At 62.6% G+C, this 20,296-nt stretch carries 16 protein-coding genes; 7 read left to right on the top strand and 9 right to left on the bottom strand.

Translation table 11 applies throughout. The features are described from left to right. Positions 1-24 precede the first annotated feature (24 nt). The 3 genes from C3F38_RS12350 to ebgR form a co-directional block, all read right to left on the bottom strand. The gene (locus tag C3F38_RS12350; protein WP_038871976.1) at positions 25-477 is read right to left on the bottom strand and encodes a beta-galactosidase subunit beta; all 453 of its coding nucleotides are present in this window, start codon (positions 475-477) and stop codon (positions 25-27) included. Next, a complete protein-coding gene (gene ebgA / locus C3F38_RS12345; protein ID WP_055317454.1) occupies positions 474-3,563 on the bottom strand; it encodes a beta-galactosidase subunit alpha in 3,090 nt (1,029 codons plus the stop codon). The genes C3F38_RS12350 and ebgA overlap by 4 nt, the downstream gene beginning before the upstream one ends. 170 nt (positions 3,564-3,733) lie before the next feature. After that, entirely contained in the window at positions 3,734-4,714 is a 981-nt protein-coding gene (gene ebgR, locus C3F38_RS12340; protein WP_055317453.1) for a transcriptional regulator EbgR, read from the bottom strand. A gap of 336 nt (positions 4,715-5,050) precedes the next feature. Between ebgR and ygjJ the strand changes: the two genes are divergently transcribed. Then, entirely contained in the window at positions 5,051-6,121 is a 1,071-nt protein-coding gene (gene ygjJ / locus C3F38_RS12335; RefSeq protein WP_055317452.1) for a protein YgjJ, read from the top strand. Positions 6,122-6,138: 17 nt separating this feature from the next. Next, the gene (ygjK, locus tag C3F38_RS12330) at positions 6,139-8,514 is read left to right on the top strand and encodes an alpha-glucosidase (RefSeq protein ID WP_055317451.1); all 2,376 of its coding nucleotides are present in this window, start codon (positions 6,139-6,141) and stop codon (positions 8,512-8,514) included. A 43-nt stretch (positions 8,515-8,557) separates the two neighbouring features. Here the strand turns inward: ygjK and C3F38_RS12325 are convergent, their stop codons facing one another. Beyond that, complete coding sequence (locus C3F38_RS12325) at positions 8,558-8,983, bottom strand: universal stress protein (RefSeq protein ID WP_015377548.1); 426 nt, start codon at positions 8,981-8,983, stop codon at positions 8,558-8,560. Positions 8,984-9,131: 148 nt separating this feature from the next. Next, positions 9,132-9,650 carry a hypothetical protein gene (locus tag C3F38_RS12320; RefSeq protein ID WP_055317450.1) on the bottom strand — a complete coding sequence of 173 codons (519 nt, stop codon included), beginning with the start codon at positions 9,648-9,650 and terminating at the stop codon, positions 9,132-9,134. A 236-nt stretch (positions 9,651-9,886) separates the two neighbouring features. Between C3F38_RS12320 and metQ the strand changes: the two genes are divergently transcribed. The 5 genes from metQ (at position 9,887) to lhgO (ending at position 15,801) form a co-directional block, all read left to right on the top strand. Further along, positions 9,887-10,702 carry a methionine ABC transporter substrate-binding lipoprotein MetQ gene (gene metQ / locus C3F38_RS12315; RefSeq protein WP_047727757.1) on the top strand — a complete coding sequence of 272 codons (816 nt, stop codon included), beginning with the start codon at positions 9,887-9,889 and terminating at the stop codon, positions 10,700-10,702. 189 nt (positions 10,703-10,891) lie between these two features. Further along, entirely contained in the window at positions 10,892-11,926 is a 1,035-nt protein-coding gene (locus C3F38_RS12310; RefSeq protein WP_048233451.1) for a TAXI family TRAP transporter solute-binding subunit, read from the top strand. A gap of 13 nt (positions 11,927-11,939) precedes the next feature. After that, complete coding sequence (locus C3F38_RS12305) at positions 11,940-13,895, top strand: TRAP transporter permease (protein WP_057523687.1); 1,956 nt, start codon at positions 11,940-11,942, stop codon at positions 13,893-13,895. Further along, positions 13,892-14,611, top strand: a complete 720-nt coding sequence (locus tag C3F38_RS12300; RefSeq protein ID WP_047727760.1) for a FadR/GntR family transcriptional regulator — start codon at positions 13,892-13,894, stop codon at positions 14,609-14,611. Before C3F38_RS12305 ends, C3F38_RS12300 begins: the two co-directional genes overlap by 4 nt. Then, on the top strand, positions 14,611-15,801 hold the full coding sequence (gene lhgO / locus C3F38_RS12295; protein ID WP_055317568.1) for an L-2-hydroxyglutarate oxidase: 1,191 nt from the start codon (positions 14,611-14,613) through the stop codon (positions 15,799-15,801). Before C3F38_RS12300 ends, lhgO begins: the two co-directional genes overlap by 1 nt. A gap of 29 nt (positions 15,802-15,830) precedes the next feature. Here lhgO and C3F38_RS12290 read toward each other — a convergent pair whose 3' ends face one another. From C3F38_RS12290 to C3F38_RS12275, 4 genes are all read right to left on the bottom strand, one after another. Next, entirely contained in the window at positions 15,831-16,595 is a 765-nt protein-coding gene (locus C3F38_RS12290) for an SDR family oxidoreductase (RefSeq protein WP_047727762.1), read from the bottom strand. Between the two features lie 139 nt (positions 16,596-16,734). Beyond that, positions 16,735-17,655 carry a sugar ABC transporter substrate-binding protein gene (locus C3F38_RS12285; protein WP_055317569.1) on the bottom strand — a complete coding sequence of 307 codons (921 nt, stop codon included), beginning with the start codon at positions 17,653-17,655 and terminating at the stop codon, positions 16,735-16,737. 63 nt (positions 17,656-17,718) lie between these two features. Next, on the bottom strand, positions 17,719-18,759 hold the full coding sequence (locus tag C3F38_RS12280; RefSeq protein WP_038875862.1) for an ABC transporter permease: 1,041 nt from the start codon (positions 18,757-18,759) through the stop codon (positions 17,719-17,721). A gap of 15 nt (positions 18,760-18,774) precedes the next feature. After that, entirely contained in the window at positions 18,775-20,259 is a 1,485-nt protein-coding gene (locus C3F38_RS12275) for a sugar ABC transporter ATP-binding protein (protein WP_038875672.1), read from the bottom strand. Positions 20,260-20,296 lie beyond the last annotated feature (37 nt).

Genomic DNA, 20,296 nt, shown 5'->3' with positions numbered 1-20,296 from the left:
TGTTGTTATCGATCGGCGGGCGCGCTATTTATTGACGAAATAGCTGTCTTCCACCGTCACTTTTAAAATGACTTTTTTTACCTTGCCGCTTTCTGCGAAGCGGTGAGCCTGGTGGTTTTCGAAGATCACCACGTTGCCTTTTCCGACCCGGTGCCTCTCGCCTTCGCCGCTGAAAAACTCGCGGTCGGTTTCGTCCTGATAGGGCGCCACCGTCGTCAGCGCCCGTTTATCGGCAACCTCGACGGTCTCTTCCCCGTCGAGGTAATAGTGCACGTCGAAGTAACGGCGGTTGCCCTCCAGCCAGCCGTGCCGGCGGCCGGCGCCGAGGCTCAGCCGATAGGTCAGCGAGTCGCCGATCGAATGGCACACGTTTGGGCTGATGCGATCGACATTGGCGATCGCCTCCATGCAGCGCAGCCACTTCTTGCCGCTGTGATAAATGCGCTGGAACTCCGCCAGGGATTCGAGAATGATCATGCGTTTTCCTCCGCAGACTGCGGGTGATGGTGAGCGGGCGCGAAGTCATAACCGGCAAGCGCGGCGCCCTGCGTTTGCCGCCCGTCGAACGGCACCAGCGTGAAGCCGTAGCTGAACGGCGCCAGATAGACCCGGTGGGTATCCAGCACTTCGGAACCCCAGGAGTTGGAGCCGAGGCCGAGGATCTGGTCGTCCAGGTTCAGCGTCAGGCAGTCGCTCGGTTCCAGCTCGTTGATGTGTTGGGCCTGGTGCAGCATCTCGGCGCTGTAAGGCCACAGGCTGAAATTGATCGGCCGCCGCGGCTGGATGAAGATCCCCTTGCCCGCCGCGTCCTGCAGGCTCAGCCAGCGCACGTCCTGCCGGTTGCCGTTGTCCTGCGGGAACGGATAGTGTTCGAACAGCGCGTCGGCGCGCTGCCGGTAGCGGCCGATAAGGTTGGCCCGGCAGCTGTCGCGGTAGTTCTCGCCCGGCCCGCGGCCGTAGTATTCCACCTGCTCGAAGCGGCGACTGATGCCGAAATCGAGACCGATTTTCGGGATAATCTGCCGGAAATCGCCGTAAGGCTCACCGGCCAGATCCAGGCTGACGTAGCCCTGCGCGGAGATGCGCCAGCGGTAGGTGCAGCGCATGCCGAAGTCGAACACCGGCGGCGCGATCAGGCTGTGCACCTCGAGCAGCAGATCTTCGCCCTGCCATTGCCGGCTGAGGCGGCGGAAATGCTGCTGCATGATGGGGAAATGTTGCGGCAGCCAAATCCCCTCATATTCCTGTTTATGGTTATCGATCACCGGTTTGAAGAAGGTGATGCGCGGCGCGCGCCCCACCACGTCTTCACCGTCTACCCGCCACGACAGCAGTTCGCCGCTCAGCAGCGAGAATGCCAGCTGGAAACGGCCGCCGCTGACGATCAGCTGATGATGTTCCTCGCGGCATTGCAGCGCCGGCGCATCGGCCAGCGGTGGAGCCGGCAGCCGCGTCGCCGCCTGGCGCAGATGCTGATAATGCCCCAGCCGCTGGCCGCTCTCGCTGTAGCGGGTGGCGCTGTCCTTATGCACCGCCACGTCGACCAGCGTTTCCCCCTGCCCCAGCGCCAACACCGGCAGATGCATGTCTTCGCTCTCGCCCGGCTGCAGATGCGGCAGCTTGAATTCGTAACTTGCCACCTGGCGGCCGTCGGTCTTGACGCTGACCTTCAACGTGATGTCCGCCAGCGAGCTGAACCAATAGCGGTTTTTCACCCGCAGCACGTCACCCGCGCCCTCTTCCGCCGTCACCTCCACCGGGCACAGCACCTGCTGGTATTCCCGCAGGCCGGGGCCGGGTCGCTGGTCCGGATAGATCAGGCCGTCCATGCAGAAGTTGTAGTTGTTCGGGTAGTCGCCGTAATCGCCGCCGTACTGGTAGCGCTCGCGCCCCTGCTCGTCGTGGCTCAGCAGCCCGTGATCGCACCACTCCCAGATGTAGTGCCCCTGCAAACTGGCGTGACGGTTGAACACCGACTGGTATTCGAACAGCCCGCCGGGGCCATTGCCCATCGCGTGGGCGTACTCGCACAGGATGCGCGGTTTGGAGTGCGGGTATTCGCCGAAGGCGTTCATCATCGCCACGCGGGAATACATGGTGCTGATCACGTCGGTCACTTCGGCGTCGCGATCTTCTTCATAGTGGATCAGACGGGTCGGATCGAGCGCCTTGCAGCGCCGGGCCATGGCGCGAATGTTGCAGCCGTAGCCGGACTCGTTGCCCAGCGACCAGATGATGATCGACGGGTGGTTTTTCTGCGCCGCCACGTGGCGCTCGATGCGCTCGACGTAGGCCTGTTCCCAACGAGGATCGTCGGTGATGCGGCTCAGATCGCCGACGTTGGCGAAGCCGTGGCTTTCCAAATCGGTCTCCGCCATCACGAACAGGCCATAGAGATCGCACAGCTCGTAAAAGCGCGGATCGTTGGGGTAATGGGCGGTGCGCACCGAGTTGATGTTGTGCTGCTTCATCAGCACGATGTCGCGCTCTACCCGCGCCATATCGACGGCGCGCCCTTTGCGGTGATCGTGATCGTGGCGGTTGACGCCGTGCAGCTTGAGGTAGCGCCCGTTGACGTACATCAGCCCGTCGCGCACCGCGATCTCGCGGAAACCCACCCGCTGCGGCACCACGCCCAGCAGGTTGCCGGCGCCGTCATACAGGCTGAGCAGCAGCTGATAAAGATAGGGATTTTCCGCATTCCACTGCTGCGGGCAGCTGACCGGCAGTTCGAAACGGCAGCTCAGCGCCTGCTCGATGCGCAGATCGTCGCGCCACTGCTCCGCCACGCAGCGATCGCCGTCGAACAGCTGCGCCTGCAGGCGGCAGCCCTCGGCGGCCTGCGATCCGAGATGATGCAGTTCGGCATCGATCGCCAACTGTGCGTCGCAGTAGCGTTCATCGAAGGTGGTGACCAGCGTCAGGTCGTGAAGGTGAGTGGCGCTCTGGCCGATCAGATAGACGTCGCGGAAGATGCCGGCCATCCACCACATGTCCTGATCTTCGATATAGGTGGAATCGGCCCACTGCATCACCCGCACCGACAGCAGGTTCTCGCCCTGCCGCACATAGGGGCTGATGTCGAACTCGGCGCACAGCCGGCTGCCCTTGCTGAAGCCGACATAGTCGCCGTTGACGTACACCTCGAAGTAGGTTTCCACGCCGTCGAATTTGATCAGCACCTGCTGATCTTGCCAACCGGCGTCGAGCGTAAAGTGGCGCTGATAGGCGCCGGTGGGGTTGTTGGTCGGCACGTAAGGCACGTCGATCGGGAACGGGAAGCCCTCGTCGGTGTACTGCAGGTGGCCGTGCCCTTCCAGCTGCCACATGCCCGGCACCGCCATATCGCCCCAATCGTTCATCGGCTCCCGATAAAACGCCGCCGGCACCTGCGCCGGGTGCTCGAAGAAGCGAAAACGCCAGCGGCCGCTCAGCAGCTGGAAGCGCCGGCTGGCGTTGCGATCGAAGCTCAGCGCATGCTCGGCGTCCGCGTAGCTGAAGAAGCTCGCGCGCGGCGCCAACCGGTGCTCCGACTGTTTATCAATGTTTTCCCAATTATTCACGTCACGTCTCCCGACACCTGTGCAATGCGGAAACGATAGTAAATATTTAGTAAAAACTACAGTTGATATTTACCAAATGACGACGGGATCACAATAAATCTCAAATGCCTTTTTTTATCATGACGTTAATTTGGGGCGCCAACGCGACGCCCCGCCGAGGTGGGGGCCGGTCAGGTGACGGTGGTGTCGCGCAGCTGCAGCGAGCTGGGAACGAAGATCGACAGCGGGACGGCGCGCTCATCGCGCAGGCGCTCCGCCAGCAGGTTGACGGCCTGTGCGCCCATGGTTTCCGAAGGGATGCGCACCGTGGACAAGGCGGGGAAAATAAAGCGGGCGGTGGGAATGTCGTTGACGCTGATCAGCGCGATCTGCCCCGGCACCTGAATGCCGTGTTCGTGCAGCGCGCGCAGCACACCGATCGCGATCGAATCGGTCGCCACCAGGAGCGCCGGCGGATAGCCATTCTTGCTCTGCAACATCGCTTTGGCGCACTGGTAGCCCGACTGGCTGCTGAAATCACCGTGGTAAATATCCTGCGCTCGCACCACGTTTTGCTGCCGGCCATACTCGACGAACGCCTGCTCGCGCTGGTCGATACCGGCCGGATCGTCGCGCCCGCCGATAAAGCCGATGCGCTGATAGCCGCGGCCGATGAAGTAGTCGATCACCTTGCGGCTGATCTTGTACAGGTCGACATTGACGCAGTCGAACCGCTCATCCTCCACCACGCCGTCGACGAATACGACCGGCGTTTCCTGCTGCCTGAGCTGCTCATACAGCGCGGGCTGTGGCCGGCCGATCACCAGCAGGCCGTCGGCCGCCGGCAGCGCCTTGTCGCCGTTGAAGTCATAACCGGCGCTCAGCGCCACGCCCAGCTTTTCGCACTGCGTTTCGATGCCGTAGCGCATCGCCAGGTAATAGGGATCGTTGATCTCCACGCCCTGCGTATAGGTGAACAGCGCGGCGAAATGCAGGCGTTGCCCGCTTTGCCGTTTGGAAGGCGCGACCTTGTATTCGAGGCGCTCCGCCGCTTCCAGGATCTTCTGGCGGGTTTGCGCCTTCACGCTCAGGGTGGGGTCGTCATTCAACACGCGCGAAACGGTGGCGACGGACACATTAGCGGCTTCAGCAATTTCCTTCAGTGTGGCCATAGAGTCCCAATGCACAGACGAAAAACAGTAGCTTAATCGGATAGCGCCGCGGCGTACAGCGCCGCCCGCCTCCTCTCCTTCCCAGACCGGGCCAGCGCACGCTCATGCCAGCCGTTGCCGGGCGTCTGCAGCGAAAGATACCCATTTCGCCCGCTGTGATCAAGTTAACGCTTTACTGATTTAAGCGTATTTTTTACTAAATATTTTACTAATATACCTGCCGTTTACCGCCCCATGAGGGCGGACTTTTTCTCTTCTCCCAGGGATCCGGGAGCGACCTCGCGTGAGCCGCCGCTCGGCTGACGTTCCGATCCATCCAACACCAGGCTATGCCCCATGAAATCACTAAGCCATCACGCCCTGTTGCCCTTGTTGCTGCTCGTTAATGCGCCCGCCTGGGCGGCGCAGGAACCGGTGGCCCCGGCGGAGCGCAATCAGCTCCCACCGCCGCCGCTACCCGATAGCACCGCGACCGCCCTGCGTTTTTACGGCGAGCTCGGCATCGGCGGCAGCGTCTATTTGAACGGCGAACATCAGCATCAATACAGCGACGGCACCTATATCGAAGGTGGCCTGGAGATCAAACGGGGCCACTGGTTCGGCCTGATTTACGGTGAAGGCTGGACCGTGCAGGCGGACAGCCAGGGCCACGCCTGGACGCCGGACCACAGCTGGGGCGGCTTCGAGGGTGGGTTGAACCGCTTTTACGGCGGTTACCGCACCGACGACGGCACCGAGATGATGCTCAGCGTGCGCAACGATTCGTCGCTCGACGATTTGCAGTGGTGGGGCGACTTCACGCCGGAGTATGGCTACGTGATCCCCAACACCCGCGATCTCAGCTACGCCGCCAAGCTGCAAAACCTGACCGGGCGCTTTCGCTACAGCGTGACGGCGGCCCCGGAAAGCCGCATCGACGAGAGCAAGGCGCTGCTGCACTTCGGTAAATACGACCGCTATTCCGACAAGTATACCTACCGAGCGATGGTCAACGGCTACACCCAGTACGACCTGCAGGACAATCTGACACTGCTGACCGGCCTGGAAGTGACCGACGGCCTGGGGCAGCTGTTTCTGCTGGGGCTGCGCGGCACACACCTGGCCGGCCGCGTCTGGCACCACACCGGCAAAGGCGACAGCGGCGGCCATCCCGGCAGCGAATCGGGCCTGATGCTCAGCGCGATGACGGAAACCGCCAAAGGGCTGTATCTCTCCACCGCCTACAGCTACGCCCGCCACCGGTTTGATAGCGCGGCGGATACCGCCACCTCATACGCCCAGTTTGGCGTCTGGTACGAATACGCCGGCGGCAAGCTGGCCACTGCGCTGGACAGCAAATTCTTCATGCGCAACGACAGCACCGGTGCCAGCAACTCGGTGTTTCTGATGCAATATTTCTATTGGTAACCGTTGAGGCTCCTACGATGAACATGATTCCCCTGACCCCGCTGGCCACCGCCCTCATCCTCGCATTGGCGCTGACGGGGTGTGCGCCGAACACACCCGACGCCGACGCCCCGTTGGCCGAGCGCTATAAAAACGTCATCGACCGCCGAGGCGCGCCGCACTTTATGCTCGATTACGATTTCGACGATCACCAGCGCTTCAATCCGTTCTTCGATCTCGGCGCCTGGCACGGCCACCTGTTGCCGAGCGGGCCGGAAGGCATGGGCGGTTTCCCCGGCCCGGCGCTGCTGACCGAAGAGTACATCAACTTTATGGCCAACAATTTCGATCGGCTCAGCGTCTATCGAGACGGTAAACCGGTGCATTTCACCATGACGGCCTACAGCCTGCCCGGCGCCCTGGTGCAGCGGCTCAGCGCGCCGGGCGTGACCGTCAACCTGACGCTGCGCTTCGCCGCCGCGCGCACCTCGCTGCTGGAAACCCAAATCCTGACCGACACGCCGCTGGAGCTGGTGTGGGACGGTGAATTGCTGGAGCGCTACGCGGCCAAAGAGCAAAAACCGCAGCCGCCGGCGACCCTCGAGCAGGCGTTTCCGGACTATACGCGCCGCATTGTGCCGACGGCTGACGGCCTGCGCGTCACCTTCGGCAAGGTGCGCGCGCCGTCGCAGCTGATGACCTCGGGCCAGTCCGAGTATCAGATCCACAAATCGCTGCCGCAACGCACCACGGTCGACGGCCACCGCTTCCGCGCCACGGCGCGCATCACCGGCTCCACCACCCTGTACACCACCTACTCGCACCTGCTCACCGCCGAAGAGGCGCAGCGCGAACAGCGCGCTATCGCCGATATCCTCGCTCACCCGCAGCGCTATATGGCCGCGTCGGCCCAGCGTTGGGAAGGCTATCTCGCCACTGGGCTCAGCAACCCGCACGCCACGCCGGAACAAACCCGTGTGGCGGTCAAAGCGATGGAAACGCTGAACGGCAACTGGCGCGGCGCAGCCGGGGCGATGAAGTTCGACTCGGTCACCCCGTCGGTGACCGGGCGCTGGTTCTCCGGCAACCAAACCTGGCCGTGGGACACCTGGAAACAGGCCTACGCCATGGCGCACTTCAACCCGGACGTGGCCAAGGACAACATTCGCGCAGTGTTCGCCTTCCAGATCCGGTCGGGCGACGCCCTGCGCCCGTGGGACGCCGGTTTTCTGCCCGACCTTATCGCCTACAACCCCAGCCCGGAGCGCGGCGGCGACGGCGGCAACTGGAACGAGCGCAACACCAAGCCGAGCCTGGCGGCCTGGGCGGTGATGGAAGTGTATCGCGTCACCGGCGATAAGGGCTGGCTGGCGGAGATGTACCCGAAGCTGGTGGCCTACCATGACTGGTGGCTGCGCAACCGCGATCACAACGGCAACGGCGTGCCGGAGTACGGCGCCACCCGCGACAAAGCGCACAATACCCCCGACGGGCGCATGTTGTTTGCCGTCAAACGCGGGCAGCGCGAGCAAACGCTGGCCGGCCTCGACAATTACGATCGCATCGTGCGCGAGGGGCAGTACGACAGCATCGAGATCCCGGCGCAGACCGCCGCCTCCTGGGAGTCGGGCCGCGACGATGCGGCGGTATTCGGCTTTATCGATCCGGATCAATTGGCGCGCTATGTGGCGCAGGGCGGCAAACGCGAAGACTGGCAGGTAAAATTCGCCGAAAACCGCGCGCCGGACGGTACGCTGCTCGGCTACTCGCTGCTGCAGGAGTCGGTGGATCAGGCCAGCTATATGTACAGCGACAACCGCTATCTGGCAGAGATGGCCGATATTCTGGGCCGCGGCGCCGAGGCCGCCGCCTTTCGCGCCAAAGCCGACCGGCTGGCGGCCTACATCAACACCTGCATGTTCGACAAGCAGAGCGGTTTCTTCTATGACATCCGCATCGAAAGCCGGCCGTTGGCCAACGGCTGCGCCGGCAAACCGATCGTCGAACGCGGCAAAGGGCCGGAAGGCTGGTCGCCGCTGTTCAACGGCGCCGCCAGCCAGCCGCACGCCGATGCGGTGGCCAGGGTGATGAAGGATCCGCGCGAGTTCAATACCTACGTGCCGCTCGGCACCGCGGCGCTGACCAATCCGGCGTTCGGCGCGGACATCTACTGGCGTGGCCGCGTGTGGGTCGATCAGCTGTATTTCGGCCTCAAGGGCATGGAGCGCTACGGCTATCGCGACGATGCGGTGGCGATGGCGCAGGCCTTCTTCCGCCACGCCGACGGCCTGGTCGCCGACGGGCCGATCCGCGAGAACTACAACCCGCTCACCGGCAAGCAGCAAGGCGCGCCGAACTTCTCCTGGAGCGCGGCGCACCTGTACATGCTGTATAACGACTTCTTCACGCAATAAGCCGCAGCGGCCACCGCCATCGTTGCCCGGCGGTGGCCCGCGTTTATGAGCGGATCGGGATCACCAGCACGTCGATATTCAGCTGGTTGATGGCATTGCGGGTGGAAGAAAACAGGTTGCTCCACAGATCGTGGTGATGGCCGAACACCAGCAGATCGATGTTCTTATCCACGACTGCCGTACGCAGTTCATCGACGAAGCCGCCGCGCCCGATAATCACTTCCGCGATCGGGTAATTGACGTTTTGCGTGGTGGGCTCCAGCTCTTTGCGGATCTTCTCTTCGAATGGCACGCCGTCATAGCTGCGCTCCGAAAAGCCGATCGCCGCGTGGTAGGTGTCGTAGTGAACGTCCACATAGATCAGCGAGAGTTTGGCCTGCAGCGCCTCCGCCAGCAGCGCCCCCTTTTCAACCAGCCGTTTGCCGTCATCGCTTAGATCGGTGGCAATGACAATATGGTGGTAACACATAGCGCCTCCTGTCATGGACTCGGTAGAGCCGAGGCTCCGATATCACGCCGGGGTCATATCGTTATGGTTAATTTTAGTTCAGAAATGGCGCGTATGACGGGTGGCGAAACGGTGGGAAAGCCCCGTTGCCGGGGCTGAAGGCAAAAAATTACCTCTCGCGCTGCGCCTCAAACCAGACGTTGCACAGCGACAGGATCAGCGTGTTGGCGTCTTTCACCAGCACGTTATCGCCGGGCACCCCAGCGGTGCCCTGATCGGTGATGCCTTTGATGGCGGTATCCGCGTGCTGAATGGCCACGCGTTCGACCGACGGCGTGCTGATGCCCAGCATCGGGAAATCGATGTAGGAGCTGCTGCCGGAATTGTCCTCGACAAACTCCTGCGCTTCTACGGTGCTGACGGTGGCCCCTTCGCTTTTCAGCGCCGTGCCGTTCCAGCTGAACGCATCCGCTTTGTAGCTGATTTTGCCGCCGATCAGGCTCTGCGCCTGCTGTTGATCCCAGCAGCCGGTGGTCTGGGTCGGCACAATTTTACTGACGCGCCAGTTGCCCAGCAGCTGTTTGGGGATCGGCCCGGTATCGCTCTCCGCCGCCCGAACCTGAGTCGCCGAGACGCAGGCCAACACCACCAGCGGCAGCAGCGCCTTGCTCCAAGTGTTCAATCGCATTGTCTTTTCCTTCGTTTCAGTACCCAGTCTGCCCTCGCGGGCCAACGGCTATCATAATAAGCCCGCCGATTCGCCGTCAAAACAATCCGCACCGCGCCAGGCGGCGGCCGCTCATAGCTAATCGCTATGAGTCATAGTGAATCAGTATTTTGTTTTAGCCCAGCGATTACCTACAGTCACTGCCACTATTCTGCCCGCCCAAATTAGCAGGCAATGTTGACAAGGACCCTGGGAAAATGACATTTACGCTGAAAAACCTCACCCTGGCGCTGGCCGCCGCCGGCACGCTGCTGCTGACCGCCTGTGGCCCGACGGCACAGGACGATCACCACATCAAGGTCGGCATCAGCGCCGGTATCGATCAGTCGCTGTGGGCGGTGGTGCAAAAGGTTGCCAAGCAGAAATACGATCTGGACGTGGAGGTGGTGACCTTCAACGACTACGTGCTGCCGAACGAAGCGCTGAACAACGGCGATCTGGACGTCAACGCCTTCCAGCACAAGCCGTATCTGGACAAGCAGATGCAGGAGCGCGGCTACAAGCTGGCGGCGGTGGGCAACACCTTCGTCTACCCGATCGCCGGCTATTCGAAGAAGATAACCGCACTCAGCCAGCTGCCGGACGGCGCGCAGGTGGCGGTGCCGAACGATCCGACCAACCTGGGCCGCTCGCTGCTGCTGTTGCAAAAACAGGGGCTGATCACCCTGAAAGAGGGCGTCGGCCTGCTGCCGACCGCGCTGGACATCGTCGGCAACCCGAAAAAGCTGAAGATCGTCGAGATTGAAGCGCCGCAGCTGCCGCGCGCGCTGGACGATCAGAAAGTGACGCTGGCGATCATCAACACCAACTATTCCAGCCAGATTGGCCTGTCGCCGGCCAAGGACGGGCTGTTTGTCGAAGACAAAAACTCGCCGTACGTCAACATCTTCGCCAGCCGCATCGACAACAAAGACAGCGAGAAAGTGAAGGATCTGGTCAAGGCCTATCAGACCGACGAAGTGGCGGCCAGCGCCGCCGACATCTACAAGGGCGACGCCGTCAAAGGCTGGTAACCTTCCCCCGCATGCCCGTGGCGCCCGGCCACGGGTTTTTCATTTCTGCCCCCCCCGCCGCACCGTTCAATTTTCGCCCACTCAGATCACAAATCAAGCACTGCGTTTTAGGTGAATAAAGCTGCCATGTTGTATACAAGTTTGCGTAAATGTTTTCTATTTGTTTCAAAAAAACCGCTGGGGAAAATAATGAAAAATAGAAAAATCAAAACGTTGCTTGTTACCTGCGCCGTGGCCGGCGCCGCGTTGCTGGCCATCGCCGGCAAAGCGGAAAACGCCGATAAAACCTTCCTCTCCGTCGCCACCGCCTCCACCGGCGGTACCTACTATCCGATGGGCGTCGGGCTGGCCAACGTCTGGAGCAACCGGCTGAAGCACCAGGGGATACAGGTCACCGGCCAATCCTCCGCCGGCTCGATCGAGAATATCGACCTGCTGCAAAAAGACGAGGCGCAGTTGGCGATTTTGCAAAGCCTGATCGCCGTCGAAGCCTATCAGGGCGTGCGTAACTTCGACGGCCGCGCCTACGGCGATCTGCGCTCCATCTCCATGCTGTGGCCCAACGTCGAACACTTCGTGATGCTGGAAAGCCGGGTGAAAGACGGCACGCTGAACGATATCGCCGGCACGCGCTTTTCCGTCGGGCCGCAGGCCAGCGGCACCGAACAGTCGACGATGATCATCCTGCAGGGCGTCAACCTGACCAAGAAGTCGCTGTCGGCGGAATACCTCGGCTACGGCGACACGGTTTCCGCGATGCGCGACGGGCGCCTGGACGGCGGCGCCCTGCCCGCCGGGGTGCCGGCCGCCGCCGTCACCGATATGTATGCCAGCGGCGTGCCGGCACGCATCCTGGAAGTCACCGACGAACAGCTGGCCAGCATCAACGCCATCGCCAACTCCTGGTTCCGCTTCGACATCAAGGCGGAGACCTACCCGCGCCAGCCCAAGGCGGTCGCCACCATCGCACAGCCCAATATTCTGGTGGCCCTCAGCCGGCTCGATGAAAAGCTGGTGTACGACCTGACCAAAACGATGTTCGAGAACCTGCCGGAAGTGCACCAGGTACACAGCTCGGCCAAATACATCTCGCTGGAAAATGCGCTGAAAGGCGTTTCCGTGCCGCTGCACCTCGGCGCCTATCGCTACTACCGCGAAGCCGGCGTCGAGATACCCGATTATCTGATCCCGCCGGAAGCCGCCGCGCTGGCCGCCAACCCCTAATCCAGGAGGACGTATGAGCACTCACTCTTCTTCACCGCAGCCCGCCGTCGATCTGGACAAAGAAGCCGGCGCCGGCAACCGGCCGCTGAGCGGCGTCTATTTGCAGCTGGCAACCGTCCTCGCGATCGCCATCTCCGCCTATGCCATCTACGCCAACGCGCTGTCCAACACGCAGGAGTTCTACCGCAACACCACTTTCCTGAGCGGCATTCTGATCCTGGGCTTTATCCTGTTCCCCTTCTCGGCCCGGTACGCCACCCGCAGCTTCAACCGCTGGGACTATCTGTTCATCATCCTGACGCTGGTCAGCTACGGCTATTTCTACGTTAACTACCTCGATCTGCACGTGGTGCGCAAGAGCATCCCCAACGCCACCGACTATGTGATGGCGGCGATCGGTATCGGCGTGCTGTTCGAAGCCGCGCGGCGCACCACCGGCTATTTCATCCCCGGCCTGGCGAGCTTCGCCATTCTCTATGCGCTGTTCGGGCAATACTTCATGGGCATCTTCGGCCACGGGGGCTTCTCGGTAGAACGCCTGCTGTATCGGCTGTTCATGACCGGCGAGGGGATTTTCGGCATCACCCTGTCCACCGCCTCCACGGCCATCGTGGTGTTTATTCTGTTCGGCGCCTTTCTCAGCGTCAGCGGCGCAACCGCGCTGTTCAACGATCTGGCGCTGGCCGCCGCCGGACGCCGCCGCGGCGGCCCGGCCCAGGTGGCGGTGATCTCGTCGGCACTGACCGGCTCGTTGAGCGGCAGCGCGGTGGCCAATGTCGCCACCACCGGCACCTTCACCATTCCGCTGATGAAAAGCATCGGGCTGTCGTCCCGCTTCGCCGGCGCCGTGGAAGCCACCGCCTCCACCGGCGGCATGATCATGCCCCCCATCATGGGCGCGGCGGCGTTTATCATGGCCGGCTTCCTCGGCATCTCGTACACCACCATCGTCATCGCCGCCATCGTGCCGGCGCTGCTCTATTACGCCGCGCTGATCATGGCTATCGATCTGGAAGCCAAGAAACAGGGCCTAAAAGGCATCAACAAGGAGAACATCCCTCAGGTGCGCGCGGTGCTGAAGGCGCGCGGGCTGCTGCTGCTCCCGCTCGTCATCGTCATCGGCACGCTGCTGCTGGGCAAAACGCCGATCTATGCCGGCTTCCTCGGCATCATTGCCATCATCGTCGCCAGCTGGCTCACCCCCGACAGTTCGGTGCGCATGACGCCGAAAAAAATCGCGCGGGCCTTGAATGACGCGGCGCGCGGCTCGATCCAGGTCACCATCGCCTGCGCCGCCATCGGCGTAATCATCTGCGTGGTGACCATGACCGGCATCGGCTCCACGCTGGCGTTCAACATCGTCGCCATGACCGACAACACCCTGTGGATGATCCTGCTGGTGGTGATGCTGGTGTGCATCGTGCTCAGCATGGGGCTACCCTCGACCGCGCTCTACATCGTGGTAGCGGTGACTGTGTCGCCGATCCTGATCAAAGCCGGCGTGCTGCCGCTGGCGGCGCATTTCTTCGTGTTCTGGTTCGGTGCGTTGTCCAACATCACGCCGCCGGTGGCGCTGGCCAGCTACACCGCCGCCAGCATCGCCCGCGCCGATCCGATGCAAACCTCGTGGGACGCGGTGCGGCTGGCGCTGCCGGGCTTTATCATCCCGTTCATTCTGGTCTACAACCCGATGCTGTTGATGCAGGGCGACGATCTCAACCCGCTGTCGGTGCTGCATATGGTGATCAGCGCGCTGGTGGGGATCTACGCCCTGTCGATCGCCAGCGCCAATTTCTGGCTGATAAAGACCCACTGGCTGGAGCGGGTGCTGTTTACCGCGGCGGCGATTTTACTGATCAAACCGGGCCTGATAACCGATCTGGGCGGTGCGGCCCTGATCGCCGCCGCCGCCGCCATGCACCTGCTGCGCTATAAACAGCGCGCCGCGCTGCCGGGAGGCGCGTCATGATCCGCAAGGTCACGCGCCAGAAAGCCTCTCATCAGGTGCTGGCGCAGCTGAAAGCCGGCATCAACGACGGCACCTTTCCGGTCGGCGAGAAGCTGCCGTCGGAAAACGTGTTGGCGGACGCGTTCGGCGTCAGCCGGGTGCCGGTGCGCGAGGCGCTCGGCGTGCTGGAGGTCAGCGGCATCATCTCCTCACGCCAGGGCGGCGGCCACCGGGTGGAACAGCATTCGCTGCTGAGCAAATACGAACCGCTGGTGATGGAGGTAGCCGACCACCGCGAGGTGGAAGCGCTGCTGGAAATGCGCGAGGTCATGGAGCAGCAGGCGGCGCGCATGGCCGCCGAGCGCCGTACCGAACAGGAATTGCAGGCGATCGAACAGGCGCACCTCGCCTTTCGTCACTGTACGCTGCACGACGGCCAGATCGGCTATCGGCAGGACTACCTGTTCCACCGCGCCATCATGCAGGCTTCGCATAACCCCTTTTTCGTGCAGATCCTCGATAACATGCACGAGCTGTATCTGGGGGTGCTGGTGTACTCGCTCAGCAAAAACCTAGGGCGGCAGGCCGAGCGCCAGCGGGTGATCGACGAACATGAGCGGGTGTTTATCGCCATTCGCGACGGCGATGCGGCGGCGGCCACCGCCGCCATGCAAAGCCATCTGAACAACGTACGCGGCAAATTACGCCGCCTGGAAAACGAGGAGCAAGAGCCGTGATGTACGACGCGATCGTTATCGGTGCCGGCCTGGTGGGGCTCGGCGTGGTGAATGCGCTGCAGGAAGCGGATCCGCAGCGGCGCATTCTGATCCTGGAAAAAGAACGCGGCCCGGCGGCGCACCAAAGCGGCCACAACAGCAACGTGGTGCATTCCGGCATTTACTACACGCCCGGCAGCCTGAAAGCGCAGTTGGCAAAACAGGGCAACCGCAGCATGTTCGCCTTCTGCCGCGAACACGACCTGTATCACGACCAATGCGGCAAGGTGATTGTCGCCACCCAGCTAAACGAACTGGATCGGCTGGAGAACATCTATCAGCGCGGCCTGCAAAACGGCCTGCAGGTCACCCGGCTGTCACAGGCGCAGCTGCGGGAGCGCGAACCGCACGTCAATGGCCTTGAAGCGCTGCTGGTGCCCAACGCCGGCATCGTCAACTACGCGGAGGTGGCCGCCAAGCTGGCGGAGATCATTGTGCGACGCGGCGGCGAGATCGCCTACGGCCATCAAGTTGAGGCCCTCCGCGAGCACGCCACCGGCGTCACCGTCACCGCCGCCGGCGACACCTTCGAGGGACGGCTGCTGATCAACTGCGCGGGGCTGTTCAGCGATCGCATCGCCAAACTGGCCGGTTACGAAACCGGCATGAAGATCGTGCCGTTCCGCGGTGAATACTATGTGTTGGACGACGCGAAAAACCACCTGGTCAACCATCTGATCTACCCGGTGCCCAACCCGGATTTCCCTTTCCTCGGCGTGCACTTTACCCGCATGTATAACGGCAAACGCGACGTCGGCCCCAATGCGGTGCTGGCCTTCAAACGCGAAGGCTACCGCAAATGCGACTTCAGCCTGCGCGATCTGAGCGAGGTGCTCGGCTATCGCGGCTTTTGGAAAATCGCCGGCAACTACCTCGGCGAAGGGCTGGCGGAAATGCGCCGTTCGCTGTCGCGCCGCCGCTTTGCCGAGAACGCCCGTCGGCTGATCCCGGCGCTGCAGGAGCAGCATATTCGGCCCGGCCCGGCCGGCGTGCGCGCTCAGGCGCTGACCGCCGACGGCAAGCTGGTGGACGACTTCCATTTCGTGCAGGGGAAACGCTCGCTGCACGTGTGCAATGCCCCTTCTCCGGCGGCGACTGCCTCGCTGGAGATCGGCCGCGAGATCGTGCGCCGCCACCTGTCCGCTTTCTGACGCCCGCTGAGGCCACGGCGCCCGTGGCCTCAGCCGCGCTGGATGGACACGCCGCCGTCCACCAGCATCGCGGTGCCGGTGACGAATGAGGAGGCGTCAGACGCCAGATACAGCGCCGCCTGCGCGATCTCCTCCGGCACCGCCAGCCGCTTCAGCGCGTGCAGTTCGGCCACCTGCGCCAGCGCCTCCGGGGTATTGCTCATCTGCCGGCCCATCGCCGTATCGGTGCCGCCCGGCAGCAGTGCGTTCACCCGAATGCCGCGCCCGCCGAACTCCACCGCCAGCGCCTGCGTCAGGCCGATCAGCCCCGACTTGCCGGCCGCATAGGCCGCCGTGCCGGGAAACGCCGCGGTGTGGCCGACGAAGGTGGAGGTGAAAATCACCGAGCCCGCGCCGCGCGCCAGCATGGCGGGGATTTGATATTTGGCGCCGTAGTAGGCGCTGGACAGGTTGGTTTCCAGCACCTCGCGCCATTCTGGCGCGGTGAGCGCCAGCGACGGCCCCAGCGGCCCCAGCGCGCCGGCGTTGTTGAAGGCGATATCCAGCCCGCCGAATTCGTCGACCGCCGTCGCCGTCAGCCGTTCGGCGAAGGCTTCATCGCGCACGTCGCCCGCCACCGCGAGCGCCCGGCCGCCCTCGCGCCGAATGTCCTCCACCAGCTCCGCCAACAGCCGCTCACGCCGGGCGCCCAACACCAGCGCAGCCCCCTGGCGGGCGAACAGCAGCGCCGCCGCCCTGCCGATCCCCGAACTGGCGCCGCCGATCACCGCCACCTTGCCGTTCAATGCGTTCATCGCTCATCCTCACGCGGTTTAAAGATCCTCAGTGTGAAGCAAGATCCCGCGCCGCGCTGGCCGCAAACGGACATGTAACTGACGCCAATAAAAAAGGCGCTGCAAGCAGCGCCCCGGCAACGCGAATCTGACGGTTAACTCACGGCCTGGCCGCATACTTCTGCATCGTGGCCGGCGTCACCAGCTCGAACGGGATCCAGTAATACGGCTCGAGCTTTTCACCGTTGATCATGCGCTGCGCCACATCGACCGAGGTTTTGCCCTGCCCGACCGCGTCCTGGAACACCGTGACCTGCATCTTGCCGGAGGCCAGCGCCTTGAGGCCGTCCGGCGTGGCGTCGATGCCGCCGATCAGCACTTTCTTGCCCGCCTTGCCCGCCTGCTGCAGCGCCATGATTGCGCCGATCGCCATCTCGTCGTTGTTGGCGGCGACGATGTCGATCGCTTCGCCGTTGGTCAGCCAGTTCATCATCAGATCCATGCCTTCACTGCGTGAATAGTTGGCACTCTGCTTCTGCACCACCTTCATTTTCGGGTACTTGCTCACCACCTGCTCCACGTCTTTGGTGCGCTGCAGCGCGCCGGCGTCGGTCAGGTTGCCGATCATCACCGCCACGTTGCCCTGATAGCCGGCCAGCCGCGCCAGCTCTTCCATCTGCAGCGTGCCGGATTCCCGCTCGTCGGAGCCGACGAACACCACGCCCTGGGGCAGTTTGGCGTCGCCCGGCGTTCGGTTCACGTACACCAGCGGCACGCCGGCGGCCTGGACCATTTTGGTCATCACTGGCGTGCTGGCCGAGTTGACCGGATCGACGATAATCGCGTCCACCCCGGCGCTGATAAAGCTCTGCACCTGATCGGTCTGGCGGCCGACGTCGCCGCGCGCGTCCTCAAACTGCACGGTGATGCCGCGCGCCTTGGCCTCCTTGTCGATCGCCTGGCGGATGATGGTGAGGAAGTTCTGGTCGAAATAGGCCATCGACACGCCGATGGTTTGCGCCCATGCCGGGGTAGACGCGCACAGCGCCACCGCCAGCCACAGCCCTTTCAGGTAATTCATGATGTGTCCCCCGGTAAAAAAACGCCGCCGGCCAACCCTGGCGCCGGCGGCAATTCACGGCAATCAGTGTTTTTTACGGTTGCGCCGCATGTCGATCGACACGGCGGCAACGATAATCACGCCTTTGATGATGTCCTGAATGTAAGAATCGACGCCGATAAAGGTGAAGCCGCTTTTGATCAGGCCGAGGATCACCGCGCCGATCAGCGTGCCGGTGATGCGCCCGACGCCGCCCATCAGGCTGCTGCCGCCGATCACCGCCGCGGCGATGGCGTCCAGCTCGTAGGACATCCCCATGCTCGACTGGCCGCTGCTGACGCGCGCCGCCAGCACCACGCCCGCCAACCCCGCCAGGCCGCCGGCGATGGTATAAACCGTCACCAGGTACTTATTGACGTTGATGCCGGAGACCCGCGCCGAGGTCATGTTGCCGCCGATGGCGTAGATGTATTTGCCGTAGCGGGTGTGCTTGAGTGCGATATGGAAGATCACCGCAATCACCAGGAAGATGATCACCGGCATCGCGCCCTGGCCGATTGACGTGAAGCCGTCCGACAGGAAGCTGACCGGGTTGCCCTTGGTGTAGTACTGCGCCAGGCCGCGCGCCGACACCATCATCCCCAGCGTGGCGATGAACGGCGGAATACCGGTGCGGGTGATCAGGAAGCCGTTGATAAAGCCGCAGACGATGCCCACCCCGATCCCCGCGCCGATCGGGATCGCCGCCGGCAGATCGAGCAACCCCGGATACATCGGCGAGATGCTGTCCGAGGTCTGCGCCAGGCTGGCCGCCACCACCGCGGTCAGCGCAATCAGCGAGCCGGAGGAGAGATCGATGCCGGTGGTGATGATCACCTGGGTGACGCCCACCGCGATGATGCCGATGATCGCCACCTGCAGCACGATCAGCAGCAGGCGGTTCGGGTTCAGCAGGAACGACTGATCGCGCAGGTACCAGCCGAGGATTTCGAAGATCAGCGCGATGCCGATCATCACGATGAAGATGCCGGTATCCTTCGGCATTTTGCCGCTCAGCCCGGAGAACAGCGTTCCCTTGCCCGTTGAATCGGCGGAGAGCGGCTTCTCAATCTTTACGTTACTCATGATGTTCACCCTTCGTTATTCTGAGGCCAGCGCCAGGATCTTCTCCTGGTCCGCGTCGTCTTTGTCCAAAATGCCGGTGATGCGGCCGCCGTGCATCACCATTACCCGATCGCTCATGCCGAGGATCTCCGGCAGCTCGGAAGAGACCAGAATGATGGCGACGCCGCGGTTGGCCAGCTCGCTGATCAGGCGGTAGATTTCCGCTTTCGCCCCCACGTCGATGCCGCGCGTCGGTTCGTCGAGGATCAGGATTTTCGGCTGCGCCAGCAGCCAGCGCGCGATCAATACCTTCTGCTGGTTGCCGCCGCTGAGGTTATTGATGATCTGATCCATGGTCGGCGTTTTGATGTTGAGCTTTTTAATCTGATCCATGCAATCTTTGGCCATCTGCACGTGGCTGACGAAACCGTTCTTGCCGATGTATTCCGACAGGTTGACGATGCTCATGTTCTCGACCACCGACAGCACCAGAAACAGGCCGGATTTTTTGCGGTCTTCGGTGAGGAACGCCAGCCCGCTCTCGATCGCCTTCGCCGGGGAATCCACTTTCACCGCCTGGCCTTCGATAAAGATCTCGCCGCCGTCCGCCGGGTGCATGCCGAACAGGCTCTCCATCACTTCGCTGCGCCCGGCGCCCACCAGCCCGGCGACGCCGAGGATCTCGCCGCGCTTGACGCTGAACGACACGTCATGGAACCAGCCGCTGCGGCGCAGCCCCGCCACCCGCAGCACTTCCTCGCCGATATTGTTGTTGAATTTGGGGAACATCTGCGTCAGTTCGCGCCCCACCATCATGGTGATCAGCGACTGTTTGGTCAGGTTTGCGGTTTTGTCGCAGGCGATGAAGGTGCCGTCGCGGAAGATGCTCACTTCGTCGGTGATGGCGAAGATCTCATCCATCTTGTGGCTGATATAGATGATGCCTTTGCCCTGCTCGCGCAGTTCGCGAATGATGGCAAACAGGTGCACCACTTCGCCTTCGGTCAGCGCCGAGGTCGGTTCGTCCATGATCAGCACATCGGCGTTGTAGGATACCGCCTTGGCGATCTCCACCATCTGTTGGTTGGCGATGCTCAGCTCGCCCACCAGCGTTTCCGGCTGCAGTTTGATGTTCAGCCGCGCCAGCAGTTCGCGGGTCTGTTCGTTCAGCTGTTCGTGGTTGACGAACCCCAGCCGCGCCGGCTCGCGCCCCAGCCAGATGTTTTCCGCCACCGTCATGTAGGGCACCAGGTTCAGCTCCTGGTGGATCATGGAAATGCCCGAATGCAGCGCCTGCAGCGTGTCGCTGAAGGTGACCGGCCGACCTTTGATTTTGATCGAGCCTTCGTCCGGATGGTAGATGCCGATCAGACATTTCATCAGCGTCGATTTACCCGCGCCGTTTTCCCCCATCAGCGCGTGCACGCTGCCGGGTTTGATTTTAATCGAGACCTTATCCAGCGCTTTGACGCCGGGGAACTGCTTGCTGATGCCTTCGGCCTCAAGAACATAAGGGTACATACCGCTTACCTCCGCACTGACCCACGTTTTCCGCCGC

Origin of the sequence: Serratia sp. SSNIH1 (genome assembly GCF_002935055.1) — a bacterium.
Classification (GTDB): domain Bacteria; phylum Pseudomonadota; class Gammaproteobacteria; order Enterobacterales; family Enterobacteriaceae; genus Serratia; species Serratia nevei.
Note: the sequence above shows the minus strand (reverse complement) of the source record. Positions and strands in the feature narration are given on the sequence as shown.

Excerpts from the sequence above, each read along its gene's own strand:
- ygjJ (WP_055317452.1), top strand. The coding sequence starts at position 5,051 with ATGAAATCACTAAGCCATCACGCCCTGTTGCCCTTGTTGCTGCTCGTT.
- ygjK (WP_055317451.1), top strand. The coding sequence starts at position 6,139 with ATGAACATGATTCCCCTGACCCCGCTGGCCACCGCCCTCATCCTCGCA.
- C3F38_RS12310 (WP_048233451.1), top strand. The coding sequence starts at position 10,892 with ATGAAAAATAGAAAAATCAAAACGTTGCTTGTTACCTGCGCCGTGGCC.
- ebgR (WP_055317453.1), bottom strand. The coding sequence starts at position 4,714 with ATGGCCACACTGAAGGAAATTGCTGAAGCCGCTAATGTGTCCGTCGCC.
- C3F38_RS12290 (WP_047727762.1), bottom strand. The coding sequence starts at position 16,595 with ATGAACGCATTGAACGGCAAGGTGGCGGTGATCGGCGGCGCCAGTTCG.
- C3F38_RS12320 (WP_055317450.1), bottom strand. The coding sequence starts at position 9,650 with ATGCGATTGAACACTTGGAGCAAGGCGCTGCTGCCGCTGGTGGTGTTG.
- C3F38_RS12305 (WP_057523687.1), top strand. The coding sequence starts at position 11,940 with ATGAGCACTCACTCTTCTTCACCGCAGCCCGCCGTCGATCTGGACAAA.
- C3F38_RS12350 (WP_038871976.1), bottom strand. The coding sequence starts at position 477 with ATGATCATTCTCGAATCCCTGGCGGAGTTCCAGCGCATTTATCACAGC.
- C3F38_RS12300 (WP_047727760.1), top strand. The coding sequence starts at position 13,892 with ATGATCCGCAAGGTCACGCGCCAGAAAGCCTCTCATCAGGTGCTGGCG.
- C3F38_RS12285 (WP_055317569.1), bottom strand. The coding sequence starts at position 17,655 with ATGAATTACCTGAAAGGGCTGTGGCTGGCGGTGGCGCTGTGCGCGTCT.
- C3F38_RS12325 (WP_015377548.1), bottom strand. The coding sequence starts at position 8,983 with ATGTGTTACCACCATATTGTCATTGCCACCGATCTAAGCGATGACGGC.
- C3F38_RS12280 (WP_038875862.1), bottom strand. The coding sequence starts at position 18,759 with ATGAGTAACGTAAAGATTGAGAAGCCGCTCTCCGCCGATTCAACGGGC.
- metQ (WP_047727757.1), top strand. The coding sequence starts at position 9,887 with ATGACATTTACGCTGAAAAACCTCACCCTGGCGCTGGCCGCCGCCGGC.
- lhgO (WP_055317568.1), top strand. The coding sequence starts at position 14,611 with ATGTACGACGCGATCGTTATCGGTGCCGGCCTGGTGGGGCTCGGCGTG.
- C3F38_RS12275 (WP_038875672.1), bottom strand. The coding sequence starts at position 20,259 with ATGTACCCTTATGTTCTTGAGGCCGAAGGCATCAGCAAGCAGTTCCCC.